We start from the raw sequence: 16328 nt of genomic DNA, 5'->3' as shown, positions 1-16328 counted from the left end.
TCCTCGCGGGGGCGCCCACCGGAAGTCCCGGTGGGCGTCCCCTTTTTCTCTTCCTACGGCGCCGCCACCGCCCGGTTCACGGCCGCCAGGACCGCCTGGACCGAAGCCGTCAGCGGTGAGGAGTCACGGCCCGCGCCCCACGCCGTCACGCCGTCGACCCGGCACTGCGTGTACGCCGTCGCCTCCTCGCCGTGCGTGTCCTCGGTGAAGTCGACGATGTCGACGGCGACCCCGGCGGCCGCGAGCGCGTCCACGAACGCGGACAGGGTTCCGCCGCCCCGCCCCTCGAAGTCGCCCGTGCGGTCGCCCACGTGGAGGGTGCACACGAACCGGTGCGCCTGCCCGTCGCCGTCCGTCGACCACGCCGACAGCGACACGTGCCCGGCGCCGCGCCCCGGCTCCAGGTAGGTCGAGCCGAACAGCTCGTACAGATCCTTCGGGGTCGCCTCCTGCCCGCTGTCGTCCGTGGCCTCCTGGACCACCCGCGCGAACTCGGGCCGCATCCGCGCCGGCAGGTCGACGCCGTGGTGCGTGGCGAGCAGATACGCCGTTCCGCCCTTGCCCGACTGCGAGTTGACGCGGATCACGGCCTCGTAGCTGCGGCCCACGTCCGCCGGGTCGATCGGCAGGTACGGCACGTCCCAGCGGGCTTGCCGCGCAGGGACCCCGGCCGCCGCTGCCGCCGCCGCGTGATGCGCGAGGCCCTTGCTGATCGCGTCCTGGTGCGTCCCGGAGAAGGCCGTGTAGACGAGGTCGCCGCCATAGGGGTGCCGGGGGTGCACGGGCAGCCGGTTGCACTCCTCGACCACCTCCCGTACGGCGTCGATGTCGGAGAAGTCGACCATCGGGTCGACGCCCTGCGCGTACAGGTTCATGGCCAGGGTGACCAGGTCGACGTTGCCGGTGCGCTCGCCGTTGCCGAAGAGGCAGCCCTCGACGCGCTGGGCGCCCGCGAGGACCGCGAGTTCGGCGCAGGCGACGCCCGTGCCGCGGTCGTTGTGCGGGTGCACGGACAGGATCACCGCGTCGCGGCGGGACAGGTTCTTGTGCATGTACTCGATCTGGTCGGCGTACACGTTCGGCGTCGCGATCTCCACCGTCGCCGGGAGGTTGTGCGTGACCGGCCGGTCGGGGCTCGCGTCCCACAGCTCGGTCAGGCCGTCGCAGATCTCCAGGACGAAGTCCGGCTCGGTGACGTTGAAGGTCTCCGGGGCGAACTGGAAGCGGATGTGCGCCCCGGGCCGGGCGTCGGCGAGGCGGGCCATGTGCGCGGCGGCGTCCCGCACGGTCTCCCACACCTGCGCGCGGTCGCGGCCGAGCACGACGTCGCGCCAGACGCGGGAGGTCGGGATGTACAGATGGACGACCGCGCGCGGCAGGCCCTCGATCGAGGCGTAGGTGCGCTCGATCAGATCGCGCCGTGCGGGCGTGAAGACGACGGGCGTGACGTCGTCGGGGACGGCTCCCGAGGTCACCAGGTGGCGTACGAAGTCGAAGTCGGTGCGGCTCGCCGACGGGTAGCCGACCTCGATCTCCTTGAACCCCGTGCGGACGAGCAGGTCGAAGAAGCGGCGCTTGCGGCCGGTGTCCATCGGTTCGGCGAGCGCCTGGTTGCCGTCGCGCAGGTCGACGGGGACCCACAGGGGCGCCCGCTCGATCCGGGCGCCCGGCCAGCTCCGCTCCCGCACGGGGACGTCGACGCGGTCGTGGTGCGGGCGGTAGCGGTGGTACGGCATGGGGCCCGGCTGCTGCGGGTTCCAGTCGTGGGCGGTGGTCATGTGTGACGTGTCCTTCGGCTCGGTCGGACGACGACCGGCAGCACGGCATCCCGCGGCGGGGTGCCGGTCGTGTCAGGCCCCGCCGCGGCAGCCGAGAAGAAGGAGACCGCGGAAGATCACGAGCAGTAGGCTAGTCACAGCTCAGGTCCTCAGACAAGTTGTTTGGGGAAAGGGAAAGGTCCGGTCGGCAGGGGGATAAAGTCTCCGGGTTCACGCGGTGTTCAGGAAGAGCAGCGGTGTTCCACAGCGGTGTTCAAGAAGAGCAGGTGATTCCCATGGCGCTCGGCGCGCTCCGTCCCAGCCCTCTGGTCGAACAGGCCGCCGAGCGGCTGCGCGAGCAGATCGCGTCGGGTCACTGGCCGGTCGGCACCAGGCTGCCCGGCGAGACGACCCTCGCCAGGGAACTCGGCGTCGGCCGCTCCACGGTCCGCGAGGCCCTGCGCGCGCTCGCCGGGGCCGGACTGGTCCGGGCCCGGCAGGGGGCGGGCGTCTTCGTGACCGCCGACCGGCCCGTCGAGGACTGGCCCGCGCGGCTGCGCGCCGCCGCTGTCGCCGACGTCTACGAGGTCCGCGTCCTGCTGGAGGTCCAGGCCGCGCGTCTCGCCGCACGCCGTCGCACCCCCGAGGACGTCACCGTGATGCGCGCGGCCCTCGACGCGCGCAGAGCGACGGCGCAGGTGGGCGGCGCCGCGTTCGTCGACGCCGACATCGCGCTCCACGCGGCGGTCGTGGCCGCCGCGCACAACCCCGTACTCACCGACCTCTTCGCCGAGTTCGCGCCCGCCCTGCGCCAGGGTCTCATCGACCTGCTCGAACTCGTCGACGTACCCGTCGCCGAGGCCGGCCACGGCGACGCGGCGCACGCAGCGCTCGTGGACGCCGTCGCGTCGGGCGACGAGGACGCCGCGGAACGCGAGGCGCGGGAGGAACTGGCCGTGATGCGGGGGGCGCTGGCGCGCCAGGACTGAGGCAGGTGCGACCCCGTTCGTGTGGCACCCGCGCGAGAGAGGCATGGCCCGCCCGGCCCGGAGGTACGTGACCACGCGCGTACCGCACGCTCCTTCGGAAGGGCTCCCCATGAAGATCGGCATCATCGGCGCCGGCAACATCGGCGGCAATCTCACCCGCCGTTTCACCGCCGCCGGCCACGACGTATCCGTGGCCAACTCGCGCGGCCCCGAGACCCTGCGTGACCTCGCCGGGGAGACCGGTGCCACGCCGGTGACCGTCGCCGAGGCGGCCCGCGGCGCCGACGTCGTCGTGGTCACCGTCCCCATGAAGGCCGTCCCCGGCCTGCCCGACGACCTGCTCGACGACGCGCCGGAAGGTGTCACCGTCATCGACACCGGCAACTACTACCCGCAGCAGCGCGACGGCCGGATCGCCGCCATCGAGGAGGGCATGCCCGAGAGCCGCTGGACCGAACTCCAGCTCGGCCACCCGGTCGTCAAGGTCTTCAACGGCACCTACGCCCACGAGCTCCTCGACAGGCCGCGCCCCAAGGGCGACCCCGAGCGCATCGCCCTGCCCGTCGCCGGCGACGACGACGCGGCCAAGGAGGTCGTACGCGCCCTGCTCGACGGGATCGGATTCGACTCCGTGGACACGGGCGGCCTCGACGAGTCCTGGCGCCAGCAGCCCGGCACCCCCGTGTACGGCCTCGCGGCAGATGCCGACACCGTCCGCAAGGCCCTCGCGGAGGCGTCCCCGGAACGCACGGCGGAGTGGCGCGCCTGACTCACCCGGTGCGAGGGCGCGTCACGGGGTGGCCCAGTCCCGCAGCGCGCCCTTGCTGGTGAACTGGGCGACGTCCTTGTCGAGCGGACTGTCCGTGTACTGATGGAACTTCCAGGCCGCCTTGATACGCGGCTTGCCGGCCGTCGTGTAGTCGGCGATCCAGAGCCCGTCACCGGCGTAGGACGTCGTGTCGACGGTCAGCCAGAAATTGCGGTTCGTGTAGAGCAGTACCCGGTGATGGGGGCGCAGGCGCTTCACCTCGCGGATGAAGCGGTCCTTCTCCGCGTTGCTCGCGTGGGTGCCCTCCCCGGTCGTCTCCCAGTCCACGGCGAGCAGGTCCCCTGCCTTCTCCGGGGCCTTGCTCACGAAGTACTCGGCCTGGGCCGTGAGGTTGCCCGGCCACAGGAAGTGGTAGAAGCCGACGACGCAGCCGCCGTCGCGGGCCAGTTTCGTCTGCGCCGTGAGCCGCGGATTGACGTACGAACGCCCCTCCGTCGCCTTGATGAAGACGAACGACTGGCCTTCCGTGTCGAAGGTGGACTGGTACGAACTGACGTCGATACCGCGCAGCATGCTGGCCTCCTGGTCGGTGGGGCGACGAGGTCGAATCTCCATCGTCCCCGATCCGATCCCGCCGGGGGGCCTCTTTGCGCACGTTGATCCGCCTGCGCGGTGCGCGCGGCCAGGACGTTTCGACGGCCGCAGTCTTGGAACACGCTTTACACGGCTTCGTGCAACTGCCGGAGCCATGTCGCTGTCTGACAGGGAGTTGGTCCCGTTGGGGGGCATGGGATGAGTCGGAGAGTGGGGCAGGACGTGGGACGGCGCAAGGGCGGAATAGGGATCGCGCTCGTGACGGTCGCGGTGCTGGTGGGCGCGAGCGCCTGCGGCGGCGGCAGTGACGACAAGAAGACGGGCGGGGACGACGGGAAGGCGGCGGGGAAGCCGAGCGCGAGCGCCTCGCCCACACCGGCGAAGCCGAAGGGTCCGCCGATGCTCCTGGAGACGATCACTCCGCTGAGCGACGCCAAGGTCGGTGTGGCGATGCCGATCTCGGTGGTCTTCACCGACCCGGTGGCCGCCAAGGCGCGCGCCTCCGTCGAGAAGCACATGAAGGTCAGCACCTCGCAGCCGGTGGCCGGCGCCTGGCACTGGTTCGGCGACAAGCGCGCGGACTGGCGCCCGAAGACGTACTGGCCCTCCGGTACGAAGGTGAGGATCGACGCCGACATGAAGGGCGTCAGCAACGGCAACGGCCGTTACGGCGTGCACGGTTACACGCACTCCTTCACGGTCGGCGACGACGTCCGGGCCGACGTCTCTGTCACCGGTCACACCATGAAGGTCACCAAGAACGGCCAGACCGTGCGCACGCTGTCGATCAACGCCGGCAGCGCCGAGTACCCGACCTGGAACGGCACGATGGCCGTCATCGACAAGCAGAAGAAGGTCCACATGACCTCCTGCAGCGTCGGCATCAGCTGCAACAAGGGCAGCGCCAACTACTACGACCTGACGCTGCCCTGGGACGTCCACCTCACCCAGTCCGGCACGTACGTCCACTACTCGACCGGTGACCCGAACCCGGGCAGCGGCTCCGCCCGCGGCTCGCACGGCTGCGTCCACCTGTCGCTGGCCGACGCCAAGTGGTTCTACGGCCAGGTCAAGCAGGGCGACCCCGTCACGATCACGGGTTCGCCGCGCGCCAAGGCCCCGGCCGACAACGGCTACGCGGCCTTCAACCTGAACTGGGACCAGTGGCTCGCGGGGAGCGGGTCGGGCGAGGGCACGACGGCGACCCTGTGACCGCCGCCGCCCTCACCCCCCGCTGATCCTCAGCACTCGATGATGTTCACCGCGAGGCCGCCGCGGGCCGTCTCCTTGTACTTGACGGACATGTCGGCGCCGGTCTCCTTCATGGTCTTGATGACCTTGTCGAGGGAGACATGGTGGCGGCCGTCGCCGCGCAGGGCCATACGGGCCGCGGTGACGGCTTTCGCGGCGGCCATGCCGTTGCGCTCGATGCAGGGGATCTGGACGAGACCGCCGACGGGGTCGCAGGTCAGGCCGAGGTTGTGTTCCATGCCGATCTCGGCGGCGTTCTCGACCTGCTCGGGGGTGCCGCCGAGGACCTCGGCGAGCGCGCCCGCGGCCATCGAGCAGGCGGAGCCGACCTCGCCCTGGCAGCCGACCTCGGCGCCGGAGATGGAGGCGTTCTCCTTGAAGAGCATGCCGATGGCGCCCGCGGAGAGCATGAAGCGGACGACGCCTTCCTCGTCCGCGCCGGGCACGAAGTTGACGTAGTAGTGCAGGACCGCGGGGATGATGCCCGCGGCGCCGTTGGTGGGCGCGGTCACGACACGGCCGCCCGCGGCGTTCTCCTCGTTCACGGCCATCGCGTAGAGGGTGATCCACTCCATGGCGCGGGACATCGCGTCGCCCTCGGCGCGCAGCTGGCGGGCGGAGTTCGCGGCACGGCGGCGGACCTTGAGGCCGCCGGGCAGGATGCCCTCGCGGGACATGCCGCGCGAGACACAGGCCTGCATGACGCGCCAGATGTCGAGGAGCCCGGAGCGGATCTCGTCCTCGGTGCGCCAGGCCTTCTCGTTCTCCAGCATCAGCGCGGAGATGGACAGGCCGGTCTCCTCGGTGAGGCGGAGCAGCTCGTCGCCGGTGCGGAAGGGGTACTTCAGGACCGTGTCGTCGGGCACGATCGGGTTCTCGCCGGCCACGGCGTCCTCGTCGACGACGAAGCCGCCGCCCACCGAGTAGTACGTCTTCTCCAGGACGAGGGCGCCCTCGCGGTCGTAGGCGAAGATCGTCATGCCGTTGGCGTGGTACGGCAGCGCCTTGCGGCGGTGCAGGACCAGATCGTCGTCGAAGCTGAACGGTATCTCGTGGACGCCGAGCAGGTTGATCTTGCCGGAAGCCTTGATCGCCTCGACGCGGTCGTCGGCCTTCTCCACGTCGACGGTGCGGGGCGAGTCGCCCTCCAGACCCAGCAGGACCGCCTTGGGGGTGCCGTGGCCGTGTCCGGTGGCGCCGAGGGAGCCGTAGAGCTCCGCCCGTATCGAAGCGGTGTGGGCGAGCAGGCCCTCGTTCTTCAGGCGGCGCGCGAACATGCGGGCCGCCCGCATCGGGCCGACCGTGTGGGAGCTGGACGGGCCGATGCCGATCGAGAACAGGTCGAAGACCGAGATGGCCACGAGGGAACTCCTAGGTGGGGTTTCGGCGGACGCCGTTGTCCGCCGGGCGGTGCGCAAAAAGGCGATGCGGAGGGCGGTGTATGGGGCGGGGCACCGCTCTCACTGTCCAGTGTGCGCGGTGCCCCGAAATTTCATACGTACAAATGCGTACGAAACTACTTCAGGCCGGGGTACAGGGGGTACTTCTCGGCGAGAGCGGTGACGCGGGCCTTGAGGGACGCCGCCTCGGTGCCCCCGAAGGGAGCGGGCGCCTTCAGCGCTTCGGCGATGATGTCGGCGACCTCGGTGAAGTCCTCGGCCTGGAAGCCGCGGGTGGCCAGCGCCGGGGTGCCGATCCGCAGGCCGGAGGTGACCATCGGCGGGCGCGGGTCGTTCGGGACCGCGTTGCGGTTGACGGTGATGCCGACCTCGTGGAGACGGTCCTCGGCCTGCTGACCGTCGAGCTCGGACTCGCGCAGGTCGACCAGGACCAGGTGCACATCCGTGCCGCCGGACAGCACGTTCACGCCCGCGGCGCGCGCGTCGTCCGAGGTCAGACGGGCGGCGAGGATCTGGGCGCCCTCGACGGTGCGCTGCTGGCGCTCCTTGAAGTCCTCGCTCGCGGCGACCTTGAAGGAGACGGCCTTGGCGGCGATCACGTGCTCCAGGGGGCCGCCCTGGAAGCCGGGGAAGACGGAGGAGTTCAGCTTCTTCGCGAAGTCCTTCTTCGCGAGGATGATCCCGCCGCGCGGCCCGCCGAGAGTCTTGTGCGTGGTGGAGGTGACCACGTCGGCGTACTCGACCGGGTTGGGGTGCAGCCCGGCCGCTACGAGGCCGGCGAAGTGGGCCATGTCGACCCACAGGAAGGCGCCGGTCTCGTCCGCGATGCGGCGGAACGCGGCGAAGTCCAGCTGGCGCGGGTAGGCGGACCAGCCCGCGATGATGACCTTGGGGCGGTGCTCCTTGGCGAGGCGCTCGACCTCGGCCATGTCCACCAGGCCGGCCTCGTCGACGTGGTACGCCACGACGTCGAACTGCTTGCCCGAGAAGTTCAGGCGCATGCCGTGGGTGAGGTGGCCGCCGTGCGCCAGGTCCAGGCCCAGGATCGTGTCGCCGGGCTTGGCGAGCGCGAAGAGGGCGGCCTGGTTGGCGGAGGCGCCGGAGTGGGGCTGGACGTTGGCGTACTCGGCGCCGAAGAGGTCCTTGACCCGGTCGATGGCGATCTGCTCGGTGACGTCGACGTGCTCGCAGCCGCCGTAGTAGCGGCGGCCGGGGTAGCCCTCGGCGTACTTGTTGGTCAGGACCGAGCCCTGCGCCTCCATGACGGCGACCGGAGCGAAGTTCTCCGACGCGATCATCTCGAGGGTGGACTGCTGGCGGTGCAGCTCGGCGTCGACCGCGGCGGCGACGTCCGGGTCGAGCTCGTGCAGGGGGGTGTTCATGAGCGACATGGTCGTGGTGTCCCTAGTTGCCGGAGCCGGAGAACGCGTCGTACTCGTCCGCGGAGAGCAGGTCCTTCGGCTCGTCCGAGATGCGGACCTTGAACAGCCAGCCGCCCTCGAACGGGGCGGAGTTCACCAGCGCCGGGTCGTCCACGACGTCCTGGTTCGCCTCGACGACCTCGCCGGTGACCGGGGAGTACAGGTCGCTGACGGACTTGGTCGACTCGAGTTCGCCGCAGGTCTCGCCCGCGGTCACCGTGTCGCCGACCTCGGGGAGCTGGGCGTAGACGACATCGCCGAGCGCGTTGGCCGCGAACTCGGTGATGCCGACCGTCGAGACGCCGTCCTCGGCGCCCGACAGCCACTCGTGCTCCTTGCTGTAGCGCAGCTGCTGGGGGTTGCTCATGATCTGAATTCTCCTGTACGCGAAGGGGTGCTGCGGAACGAGGGGGGTGTGCGCTGGGTTACTTCCGGCGGCCCCCGTGAGGACTGGGCGGGCTACTTCTGGCGCTTGTAGAACGGCAGCGCCACGACCTCGTACGGCTCGTGGGCGCCGCGGATGTCCACGCCTACACCCTCGGTCCCGGGGGCGGCGTGCGCCGCGTCCACATAGGCGATGGCGATCGGCTTGCCGAGAGTGGGGGAGGGGGCGCCGGAGGTGACCTCGCCGATCACCTGGCCGCCGGCGACCACGGACATCCCGGCGCGCGGCACCCGGCGGCCCTCGGCGACCAGGCCGACGAGCTTGCGCGGCGGGGCGGTCTCGGCGCGCTCGGCGGCGGCCTCGAGCGCCTCGCGGCCCACGAAGCGGCCCTCGTTGCCCGTCTTCTCGAACTTCACGACGCGGCCGAGTCCGGCGTCGAAGGGGGTCAGCTCCGTCGTCAGCTCGTGCCCGTACAGCGGCATGCCGGCCTCCAGGCGCAGCGTGTCGCGGCAGGAGAGGCCGGCGGGGACGAGCCCGACCGGCGCGCCCGCGTCGGTCAGCGCCTGCCACAGCTTCTCGGCGTGCTCCGGGGCGACGAACAGCTCGAAGCCGTCCTCGCCGGTGTAGCCCGTGCGGGCGATGAGGGCCGGGACGCCGGCGACGGTGCCGGGCAGGCCCGCGTAGTACTTGAGGCCGTCCAGGTCGGCGTCCGTCAGGGACTTCAGGATGCCGGGGGACTCGGGGCCCTGGACGGCGATCAGCGCGTACGCGTCACGGTCGTCGCGGACCTCGGCGTCGAAGCCGGCGGCGCGCGCGGTGATCGCGTCGAGCACGATCTGAGCGTTGCCCGCGTTGGCGACGACCATGTACTCCTGCTCGCCCAGACGGTAGACGATCAGGTCGTCGACGATCCCGCCGTCCTCCTGGCAGATCATGGTGTAGCGGGCGCGGCCTGGGCCGATCGTGGACATGTTGCCGACGAGGGCGTAGTCGAGGAGGTCGACGGCCTGCGGCCCGGTGACGGTGATCTCGCCCATGTGCGACAGGTCGAAGAGGCCCGCCTTGGTGCGCACCGCGAGGTGCTCGTCGCGCTCGCTGCCGTACCGCAGCGGCATGTCCCAGCCCGCGAAGTCGGTCATCGTCGCGCCCAGCGAGCGGTGCAGTGCGTCGAGGGCGGTCTTACGGGGGGCGTTGCTCATGAGTGGTGCTCCAGGATCCCAGGCATGACAGACGAGGGCGATGGTCTTCCTCCCCATCTGTCATCGGAACCTGAGAGGTTCGCCGGCGCCACACGTACGGGTGGTCGCGGCTTGCACCTTGGGTGGAGCGGCCCGGGGCCGCCCGCTTTTCAGATATGCCTCGCCCGCGCGGTACGGGGCCTGAGAGATTCAAGGGAGGAACTTGCTCCTTCGGCGCCCCCGGGGACGCGTAGGCGTCCGGGGAGCTCTCCCGCGCGGATTCAAGCGGCCGGTATGCAGTTGATGTGCTCTTGGCGCGCACATCATTGCATGCCGACCGTACGGGGAAACCACTTGTACGGCATTACCGTCTCTTTACACTTGACGGGGAAGGGTGGCGTGACCGGAACGGGGAGGACGATCACGGTGCACAAGGCAGCGGCGGGTGCGTACGCGGGGGCGGGGGTCGGACAGCGCGCGATGCCCCGCCCGAGGTCGGTGCCGGGGCGCGGTCCGGTCGTCAGGGATCTGCGCGGCAGGGGCGGCCGTACGCCGAGGCGCCTCGGCTTCGCGCGGGGCGACCTGATCGTGGTCTCGGGGCTCCCGGGCAGTGGCAAGTCCACGCTGATGAGCCGCGTGGTCGGCGCCGGGGGAGCCGTGCGCATCGACTCGCAGGACGCCCGTGACCGCTGGGCGGCCCGGCTGCCCCGGCTCCTCCCGTACGCCGTGTACCGCCCGCTCGTGCGGCTCGCGCACTTCGCCGGGCTGCGCCGGGCCCTGCGCTCGGGAGGCAGCGTCGTCCTGCACGACTGCGGCACGCAGGCCTGGGTGCGGCGCTGGCTGGCCAGGGAAGCCGGGCGGCGCGGCGCGGACCTGCATCTGATGCTGCTCGACGTGGACGCGGACACGGCGCTCGCGGGCCAGCGGGACCGCGGCCGCGGGGTCTCGCGCTACGCGTTCGCCCGGCACCGCCGCGCGGTCGCGGGCCTGGTGGAGTCGGCCGAGCGCGGTGACCTGCCGTGGGGCTGTGCCTCGGCGGTGCTGCTCGACCGCGACGCGACGGACGTGCTGAACGGGATCGCGTTCGAGGACGGGTGACCTTCCGCGACCTTTTGTGAGGTGGTGAACACGGAGGGTGTCGCCTCCTGCGCACACGCTAGGGTTCGGCCGCAGACAGAGCGGTTCCAGAGCGGGTGGTAGGCACATGGACATTCCGGCGCAGGCTCATGCACATCCGTACGGCGGGTGGCCGGCCAACGAGCTGGAGGAGGTGCTCGCCGCCTCCCTGGGGGTCGACTCGGCGGGCGGCCGGATCGTCGAGGTCCTCGGACGCAGTCAGGTGTGGATACCGCTGCCCCAGGGCGGCGGGCCCGGCAGCCCGAACCTCGACCTGCCGACGCTGGAGATCGAGGGCCAGGCCTATGTGCCCGTCTTCAGCTCGGAGGAGCAGTTCCTCGCGGTCGTCGGCGACCGGATGGGCTGCACGGTCGCGCCCGCGGTCGCGTTCGCGCGCGGGCTGCCCCCGCAGGTCGGCATCGCGGTGAACCCGGACGGCGCCGTCGGCATCCCGCTGCCCCCGCCCGCCGTCGCCGAGCTGTGCAGGTCCGGCCGTACGCCGTTGGACGGGCCCGCCTCGGGAGGCCGGGTCACCCTCTACGAGCCCGACTGGCAGGACGACCCGGTCGACTTCCTGGCCGCCGTGCGTGAGGAGTTCGAGGCGTCCGGCGTCGTTCTCACCGCCCGTCGCAGCCTCGCCAGCGTCGAGGGCGGTGACCCCGTCCTCTTCGTCGGCGTCGAGCTGTCGCAGTGGGAGGGGCCCGCGCGCAATCTGCCCATGGACGCCCTCGGCCGTGCGCTGGGCCGGGTCCCGGCGCCCTGGCCGGTGAACCTCGTCCTGCTCGACATCACCCAGGACCCGGTCGGTGACTGGATGCGGGCCACGCTGCGGCCGTTCTACACGCAGGGTCACTGAAGGCCCGGCGCCGGTCCCCGTTCGGGAGAACGCGGGAAAGCGGTCGACCGCGCGTACGTCAAGTCGGTGTCAGGATCGCCGCTTAAGCTGGTTTCATGACCTGTCTGGGCGGTCCCGCCGCGGGGAGCGGGTCGAAATCGTCGGGTACGTCGCGAAGGGGCGGTTACGGGTGAGTGCGTCGGGCACGGCCGCGGCCGGTCAGGTCGAGCACATGCTGCGCCAGGTGACGCCGGGGCGTTACGACGCCTACGAGGCGCTGCTCAACGCGCTCGCGGACCCGGGCGCCGGACAGGTGTGGATGCTGCTCTGGCACGGCCAGGCAGGATCCCCCGACGCGCAGTACGGGAACATGGAGGTCGACGGCCTCTCGTACGCCCCCTGCGTCACCTCCGCCCAGGAGTTGTCCGCCTCCGGCTGGAGCCGCGCGTACGAGGTCGTCAGCGGGGTCGACGCGGCCCGCACGCTCTACCCGGACCACTACGGCCTCTGGCTCAACCCGCACGCGCCCGGCGGCGGCGTCGGCATCCCGTGGCTCGACCTGCGCCGGATCGCGGGCGGTCTCGACCGCCAGCCCGCCGGCCCCCTGCGGCTGAGCGACCCCGCCATCGAAATCCCCCAGTTCTACGCCCTGCTGACGCAGAACGCGCACCGCACCACGGCGATCCGCTCGCTGCGCCGCGCCTGGGTCCAGCCGACGCTCGGCGCGCCCTATCTGGCGATCGGCCTCGACGTGTACGACACCTCGCCGGTGTCCGTGGACGCGGTGCGCGCGATGATGCAGCAGTCGATCGTCGCCGTGCCCGACGGGCTGCCCGTCTCCACGGTCGCGATGTCCGACGAGCACGACCCCGTCGCCATGTGGCTGCGTGCCAACGCCCGTCCGTTCTACGACCGCGAGGCCCACGCGGCCCCGCCCGCGACCGCCCCCGTCGCGGGGTACGGGTACCCGCCGCCGCACGGGACGTACTGAACTGTTCGGTCTTCAAGCGACATTACGGAACGCTTGGTTGAACGTAAATGAACCGCCCCTCCGCAGTTCACGTGGAGACCAGGTGAGAGCGCTTACGTAATGCCCTGACCAGGTTTCGAGCGCACTGGTGGAGACTCGCATATCGCGATCATCGCTGTATAGTCACATCGATTCGGTGGCCGACGGGGGCGGATGGGACGCCCGTGTCCGGTCCACTCCTTAGGGGGGAGCCGTCGTGACAGCAGAAACAACAGCGAGTTACCGAATTCTCGGCCCACTCGAAGTCATCGGCGGCGATCTGCGGGAATGCCGCATCGCGCGCGGCAGGCAGCAGGTGATCCTGGGCATGCTGCTCCTGGAGGCCAACCGTGTAGTGAGCGCGGAGAGCCTGATCACGGCCGTGTGGGGCGATTTTCCGCCATCCACGGCGCGTACCCAGATACAGGCCTGCATCTCTTCGCTGCGCAGCGCTCTCGGGGAAATCGGCGAAGGCGACGCGATCGTGACCAGGGACCCCGGATATGTGATCCAGGTCGGCGATCAGCAGATCGACAGTCAAGTTTTCGCTAAGAAAGTCTCCGAGGCCAACTCCCTGATTGCCGAAGGGAACACAGGGGCCGCCGAATTGCTCGACGAAGCGCTCGGCCTCTGGCGGGGACGGGCCCTGAGCGGAGTTGTCAGCAGCAAATTGCTGTCGAAGGCGTCGGAGCTCGACGAAAACCGGCTGGTCGCCCTGGAGACCTACACGGACCTCGAGTTGGCGTCGGGGCGGGCGGGCCGGCTGGTCGGCTCGCTGCGCGCGCTCGTCGCCGAGCACCCGCTGCGTGAACGCGTACGCGGGCAGTTGATGCTGGCCCTCTACCGCTCCGGCCGGCAGGCGGAGGCGCTGGAGACGTACCGCGCCGGACGGCTCCTCGCGATCGAGGAGCTCGGCCTCGAACCGAGTGACGCGCTCAAGCGGCTGGAACTCGCCGTCCTGTCGGGCGAGGCAGCGCTGCACCCCGCCCCCGAGCCCGTCACCGCGCCCCGGGAGGCGGAGCCCGGGGCCGCCCCCGCGCCGGAGCGTGTCGCCGGCCCGGGTGCGCCGGTGTCGCTCTCGCCGCTGGTGCCGTTCCAACTGCCCTCCGACACAGCAGGGTTCACCGGCCGGGCCGCCCTGATCGAGGGGATCGACCGGGCCCTGCGCGACGACGGCAACCAGGCCACCCGCATCGTGACGCTGACCGGGCCGCCGGGCGCGGGCAAGAGCACCCTCGCCGTCCACGTCGCCCACCGTGTCGCCACCCGCTTCCCGCACGGCCAGCTCTACTGCGACGTCGGCGGCACCCGCGCCCAGCCGCTGACCCCCGCCGCCGTGCTCGGCCGGTTCCTGCGCGCCCTCGGGGTGCCCGGCGCCGCGCTGCCGGACGACGTGGACGAGCGTGCGGAGATGTTCCGGCATCTGCTCGCCGACCGGCGGGTCCTCGTCGTCCTCGACAACGTTCGCAGCGAACACCAGCTGCGCATGCTGCTGCCCGGCAGCGCCAGTTGCGCCGTACTGATCACGGGAGGCCCGCGGATCACCGGGCTCGCCGGAGCCCGCGCGTTCAACGTCGACGTGTTCGAGAACGCCGAGGTCCTCGAAATGCTCGAAGGGGTCATCGGGGCGCAGCGCGTACGCGACGAGGCGGCCGCGGCACAGACCCTCGGGCACATGGTCGGGCGGCTGCCGCTCGCGCTGCGGATCGTCGCCGCGCGCCTCGCCGCCCGCCCGCACTGGTCCCTCGCCTGGATGGTGGAACGCCTCTCCGACCAGCACCGCACCCTGGACGAACTGGCGCACGGCGACCTGGCGATCAGGACCAGCCTCGCCCTGATGTACAACGGGCTCGACGACGAGGCGCGCCGTCTGCTGAGGCTCCTCAGCCTCCTCGACGGCACGTCGATCCCGGCCTGGACGGCCGCCGCCCTGCTCGACACGGGCCTGCCCCGCGCCGCCGACCTGCTGGAACTCCTCGTCGACGCGCAGATCCTGCATGTCGAGGGGACCGACCCGACGGGGTCGCCCCGCTACAAACTCAACGGGCTCATACGCCTGTTCGCCCGTGAGGAGCTGGACCGCAGCGAGGGGCCCGAGGGGCAGCGCGCGGCGGTCGCCCGCGTCGTCGGCGGCTGGCTGGCCGCGGTGGAGGAGGCCCATCGCCGCATCTACGGCGGCCACTTCACTGTCCTGCACGGCACGGCGCCGCGCCTGCGGTTCCCCGCCGGGTACTTCGACCGCCTGCTCGCCGACCCGCTCGGCTGGCTGGAGTCCGAGCGCGCCAACGCGTGCGCGGCGATCCGGCTCGCGGCCGACGCGGGGGAGGCCGAGGCCTGCTGGGACCTCGCCGTCAGCCTCGTCTCGCTCTTCGAGGCCCGCTGCTACTTCGAGGACTGGGAGCAGACCCATCTGTGGGCCCTCGACTGCGTGCGTGAGGCGGGGGCGCGGCGCGGGTACGGCGCCCTCATGTGCTCGCTGGGCTCCCTGCACATCAGCCGCTCGCAGCTGACCGCGGCCGGACAGCGGCTCGGCGTGGCCCGCGACGTCTTCGCCGAACTCGGCGACGTGCACGGGCAGGCCATGACCCGGCGCAACCTCGCCCTGCTCGACCAGCGTCGGGGCAACAACGAGGCGGCCCTCGAGCAGTACCGGCCCGCACTGGAGGAGTTCCGCTCGGCCGGTGACTCGGTCGGCGCCGCGAGCGTCCTGGTGCACATGGCGAGCATGGAGATCGACCGTGACAACGCCGACGCCGCGGGCGCCCACCTCGCCGAGGCCCTGACGATCTGCCGTGCCGCCGGCAGCCAGCGGGTGGAGGTGCAGGTCCGCTACGTACTCAGCGTGCTGCGCCAGCGCCAGGGCCGCTACACGGAAGCCGAGGAGATCCTCACGGGCCTCCTGCGCCAGGTGCGCGAGCGCCGCGACATGGCGGGGGAGTCGCGCATCCTGCACCGTCTCGGACTGGTCAACGCCCGGCTCGGCCGCACCGGGGTCGCCCAGAGCAGGCTGCGTGAGGCCATCGCCATCCGCGAGCGGATCATGGACCGGGTCGGCGCGGCCGAAGCGCGCCTGGAACTGGCTCAGTTGGAGGTCGCCATCGAGGACCGGATGCTTCTCGGCGACCACGGTGGTGTCGTCTGCCGCACCGGTGGACCGACCGGTCCGGCGAACACCGCCGGCCCGGGCCGATCCCGGGGCGACGGTCTGCCGGACAGGCCTTAGGGCCTCGGGGCCTTGCGCCCCTCGGTGTACTAGGCGGCGCCCTCGGCCGAGTTGGAGCCCGGGCCCGGCCACGGGGTGTCGAACGGTGTGACGGTGCTGTGCGCGGCAGCGGTGATGCCGGCCTGTGGGCCGGGCCACGGAGTGTCGTCGGTGGTCGCGCCCAGGCCCAGTGTGAGGGGCAGGACGGCCGCTGCGACGAGTGCTGCCAGGGTGAACGTGGTGGTCCTACGCACGTGTTCCCGCTTTCCCTTGTGAGAACGGGCCCGGACCTCTGCCCGGACCCAGCCCGTGGATCGTAGGTGACCCCGCTATCACTCAGCTATCGCTGCGCCACCGGCATCGGCCCCGGCGGCGACGGCCGACCGAGTCCGCGGGAGCAGCGGACCAGTAGGGCTCGTGGT

Annotated in this window: 14 protein-coding genes and 1 riboswitch; of the genes, 7 read left to right on the top strand and 7 right to left on the bottom strand. The window is 71.4% G+C overall.

Going from position 1 to position 16328, the window contains the following annotated elements; all coding sequences use genetic code 11:
* Positions 1–53 precede the first annotated feature (53 nt).
* Positions 54–1778 carry a 2-isopropylmalate synthase gene (gene leuA, locus ACFC96_RS19200; RefSeq protein WP_376613247.1) on the bottom strand — a complete coding sequence of 575 codons (1725 nt, stop codon included), beginning with the start codon at positions 1776–1778 and terminating at the stop codon, positions 54–56.
* 275 nt (positions 1779–2053) lie between these two features.
* Here leuA and ACFC96_RS19195 point away from each other — a divergent pair, with 275 nt between their 5' ends.
* Both ACFC96_RS19195 and ACFC96_RS19190 read left to right on the top strand, forming a co-directional pair.
* On the top strand, positions 2054–2746 hold the full coding sequence (locus ACFC96_RS19195; RefSeq protein ID WP_376613278.1) for a FadR/GntR family transcriptional regulator: 693 nt from the start codon (positions 2054–2056) through the stop codon (positions 2744–2746).
* Between the two features lie 109 nt (positions 2747–2855).
* Positions 2856–3515, top strand: coding sequence for an NADPH-dependent F420 reductase (locus ACFC96_RS19190; RefSeq protein ID WP_376613246.1), 660 nt, complete (start codon positions 2856–2858; stop codon positions 3513–3515).
* Between the two features lie 21 nt (positions 3516–3536).
* On the opposite strand, the gene ACFC96_RS19185 is transcribed toward ACFC96_RS19190, so the two are convergent.
* Positions 3537–4088 carry a glycoside hydrolase family 25 protein gene (locus ACFC96_RS19185; protein WP_376259448.1) on the bottom strand — a complete coding sequence of 184 codons (552 nt, stop codon included), beginning with the start codon at positions 4086–4088 and terminating at the stop codon, positions 3537–3539.
* 219 nt (positions 4089–4307) lie between these two features.
* Here ACFC96_RS19185 and ACFC96_RS19180 point away from each other — a divergent pair, with 219 nt between their 5' ends.
* Positions 4308–5321, top strand: a complete 1014-nt coding sequence (locus ACFC96_RS19180) for an Ig-like domain-containing protein (protein WP_376613244.1) — start codon at positions 4308–4310, stop codon at positions 5319–5321.
* A 29-nt stretch (positions 5322–5350) separates the two neighbouring features.
* Here ACFC96_RS19180 and ACFC96_RS19175 read toward each other — a convergent pair whose 3' ends face one another.
* The 4 genes from ACFC96_RS19175 to gcvT form a co-directional block, all read right to left on the bottom strand.
* The gene (locus ACFC96_RS19175; protein WP_376259388.1) at positions 5351–6721 is read right to left on the bottom strand and encodes an L-serine ammonia-lyase; all 1371 of its coding nucleotides are present in this window, start codon (positions 6719–6721) and stop codon (positions 5351–5353) included.
* Positions 6722–6876: 155 nt separating this feature from the next.
* On the bottom strand, positions 6877–8151 hold the full coding sequence (glyA, locus tag ACFC96_RS19170; protein WP_376259386.1) for a serine hydroxymethyltransferase: 1275 nt from the start codon (positions 8149–8151) through the stop codon (positions 6877–6879).
* Positions 8152–8164: 13 nt separating this feature from the next.
* On the bottom strand, positions 8165–8548 hold the full coding sequence (gene gcvH, locus ACFC96_RS19165) for a glycine cleavage system protein GcvH (RefSeq protein ID WP_116509676.1): 384 nt from the start codon (positions 8546–8548) through the stop codon (positions 8165–8167).
* 92 nt (positions 8549–8640) lie between these two features.
* Positions 8641–9765 (bottom strand): glycine cleavage system aminomethyltransferase GcvT, encoded by a 1125-nt coding sequence (gene gcvT, locus ACFC96_RS19160; protein WP_376259384.1) that lies wholly within the window; start codon positions 9763–9765, stop codon positions 8641–8643.
* A gap of 159 nt (positions 9766–9924) precedes the next feature.
* Positions 9925–10028, bottom strand: a riboswitch (glycine riboswitch).
* Positions 10029–10224: 196 nt separating this feature from the next.
* Here gcvT and ACFC96_RS19155 point away from each other — a divergent pair.
* The 4 genes from ACFC96_RS19155 to ACFC96_RS19140 all read left to right on the top strand — a co-directional run bounded on the left by ACFC96_RS19155 (position 10225) and on the right by ACFC96_RS19140 (position 15927).
* Complete coding sequence (locus ACFC96_RS19155; RefSeq protein WP_376259446.1) at positions 10225–10842, top strand: AAA family ATPase; 618 nt, start codon at positions 10225–10227, stop codon at positions 10840–10842.
* A gap of 106 nt (positions 10843–10948) precedes the next feature.
* Positions 10949–11716, top strand: coding sequence for an enhanced serine sensitivity protein SseB (locus ACFC96_RS19150; RefSeq protein WP_376259382.1), 768 nt, complete (start codon positions 10949–10951; stop codon positions 11714–11716).
* A 169-nt stretch (positions 11717–11885) separates the two neighbouring features.
* Positions 11886–12686: an enhanced serine sensitivity protein SseB C-terminal domain-containing protein gene (locus ACFC96_RS19145; RefSeq protein ID WP_376259380.1), complete on the top strand. Its 801-nt coding sequence runs from the start codon at positions 11886–11888 to the stop codon at positions 12684–12686.
* A gap of 235 nt (positions 12687–12921) precedes the next feature.
* Positions 12922–15927 carry a BTAD domain-containing putative transcriptional regulator gene (locus ACFC96_RS19140; RefSeq protein ID WP_376259378.1) on the top strand — a complete coding sequence of 1002 codons (3006 nt, stop codon included), beginning with the start codon at positions 12922–12924 and terminating at the stop codon, positions 15925–15927.
* A gap of 29 nt (positions 15928–15956) precedes the next feature.
* Here ACFC96_RS19140 and ACFC96_RS19135 read toward each other — a convergent pair whose 3' ends face one another.
* Positions 15957–16160 carry a hypothetical protein gene (locus tag ACFC96_RS19135; RefSeq protein WP_376259376.1) on the bottom strand — a complete coding sequence of 68 codons (204 nt, stop codon included), beginning with the start codon at positions 16158–16160 and terminating at the stop codon, positions 15957–15959.
* Positions 16161–16328 lie beyond the last annotated feature (168 nt).

Origin of the sequence: Streptomyces sp. NPDC055955, assembly GCF_042270245.1 — a bacterium.
GTDB lineage: Bacteria > Actinomycetota > Actinomycetes > Streptomycetales > Streptomycetaceae > Streptomyces.
This window is presented reverse-complemented; position numbering and strand designations above follow the sequence as displayed.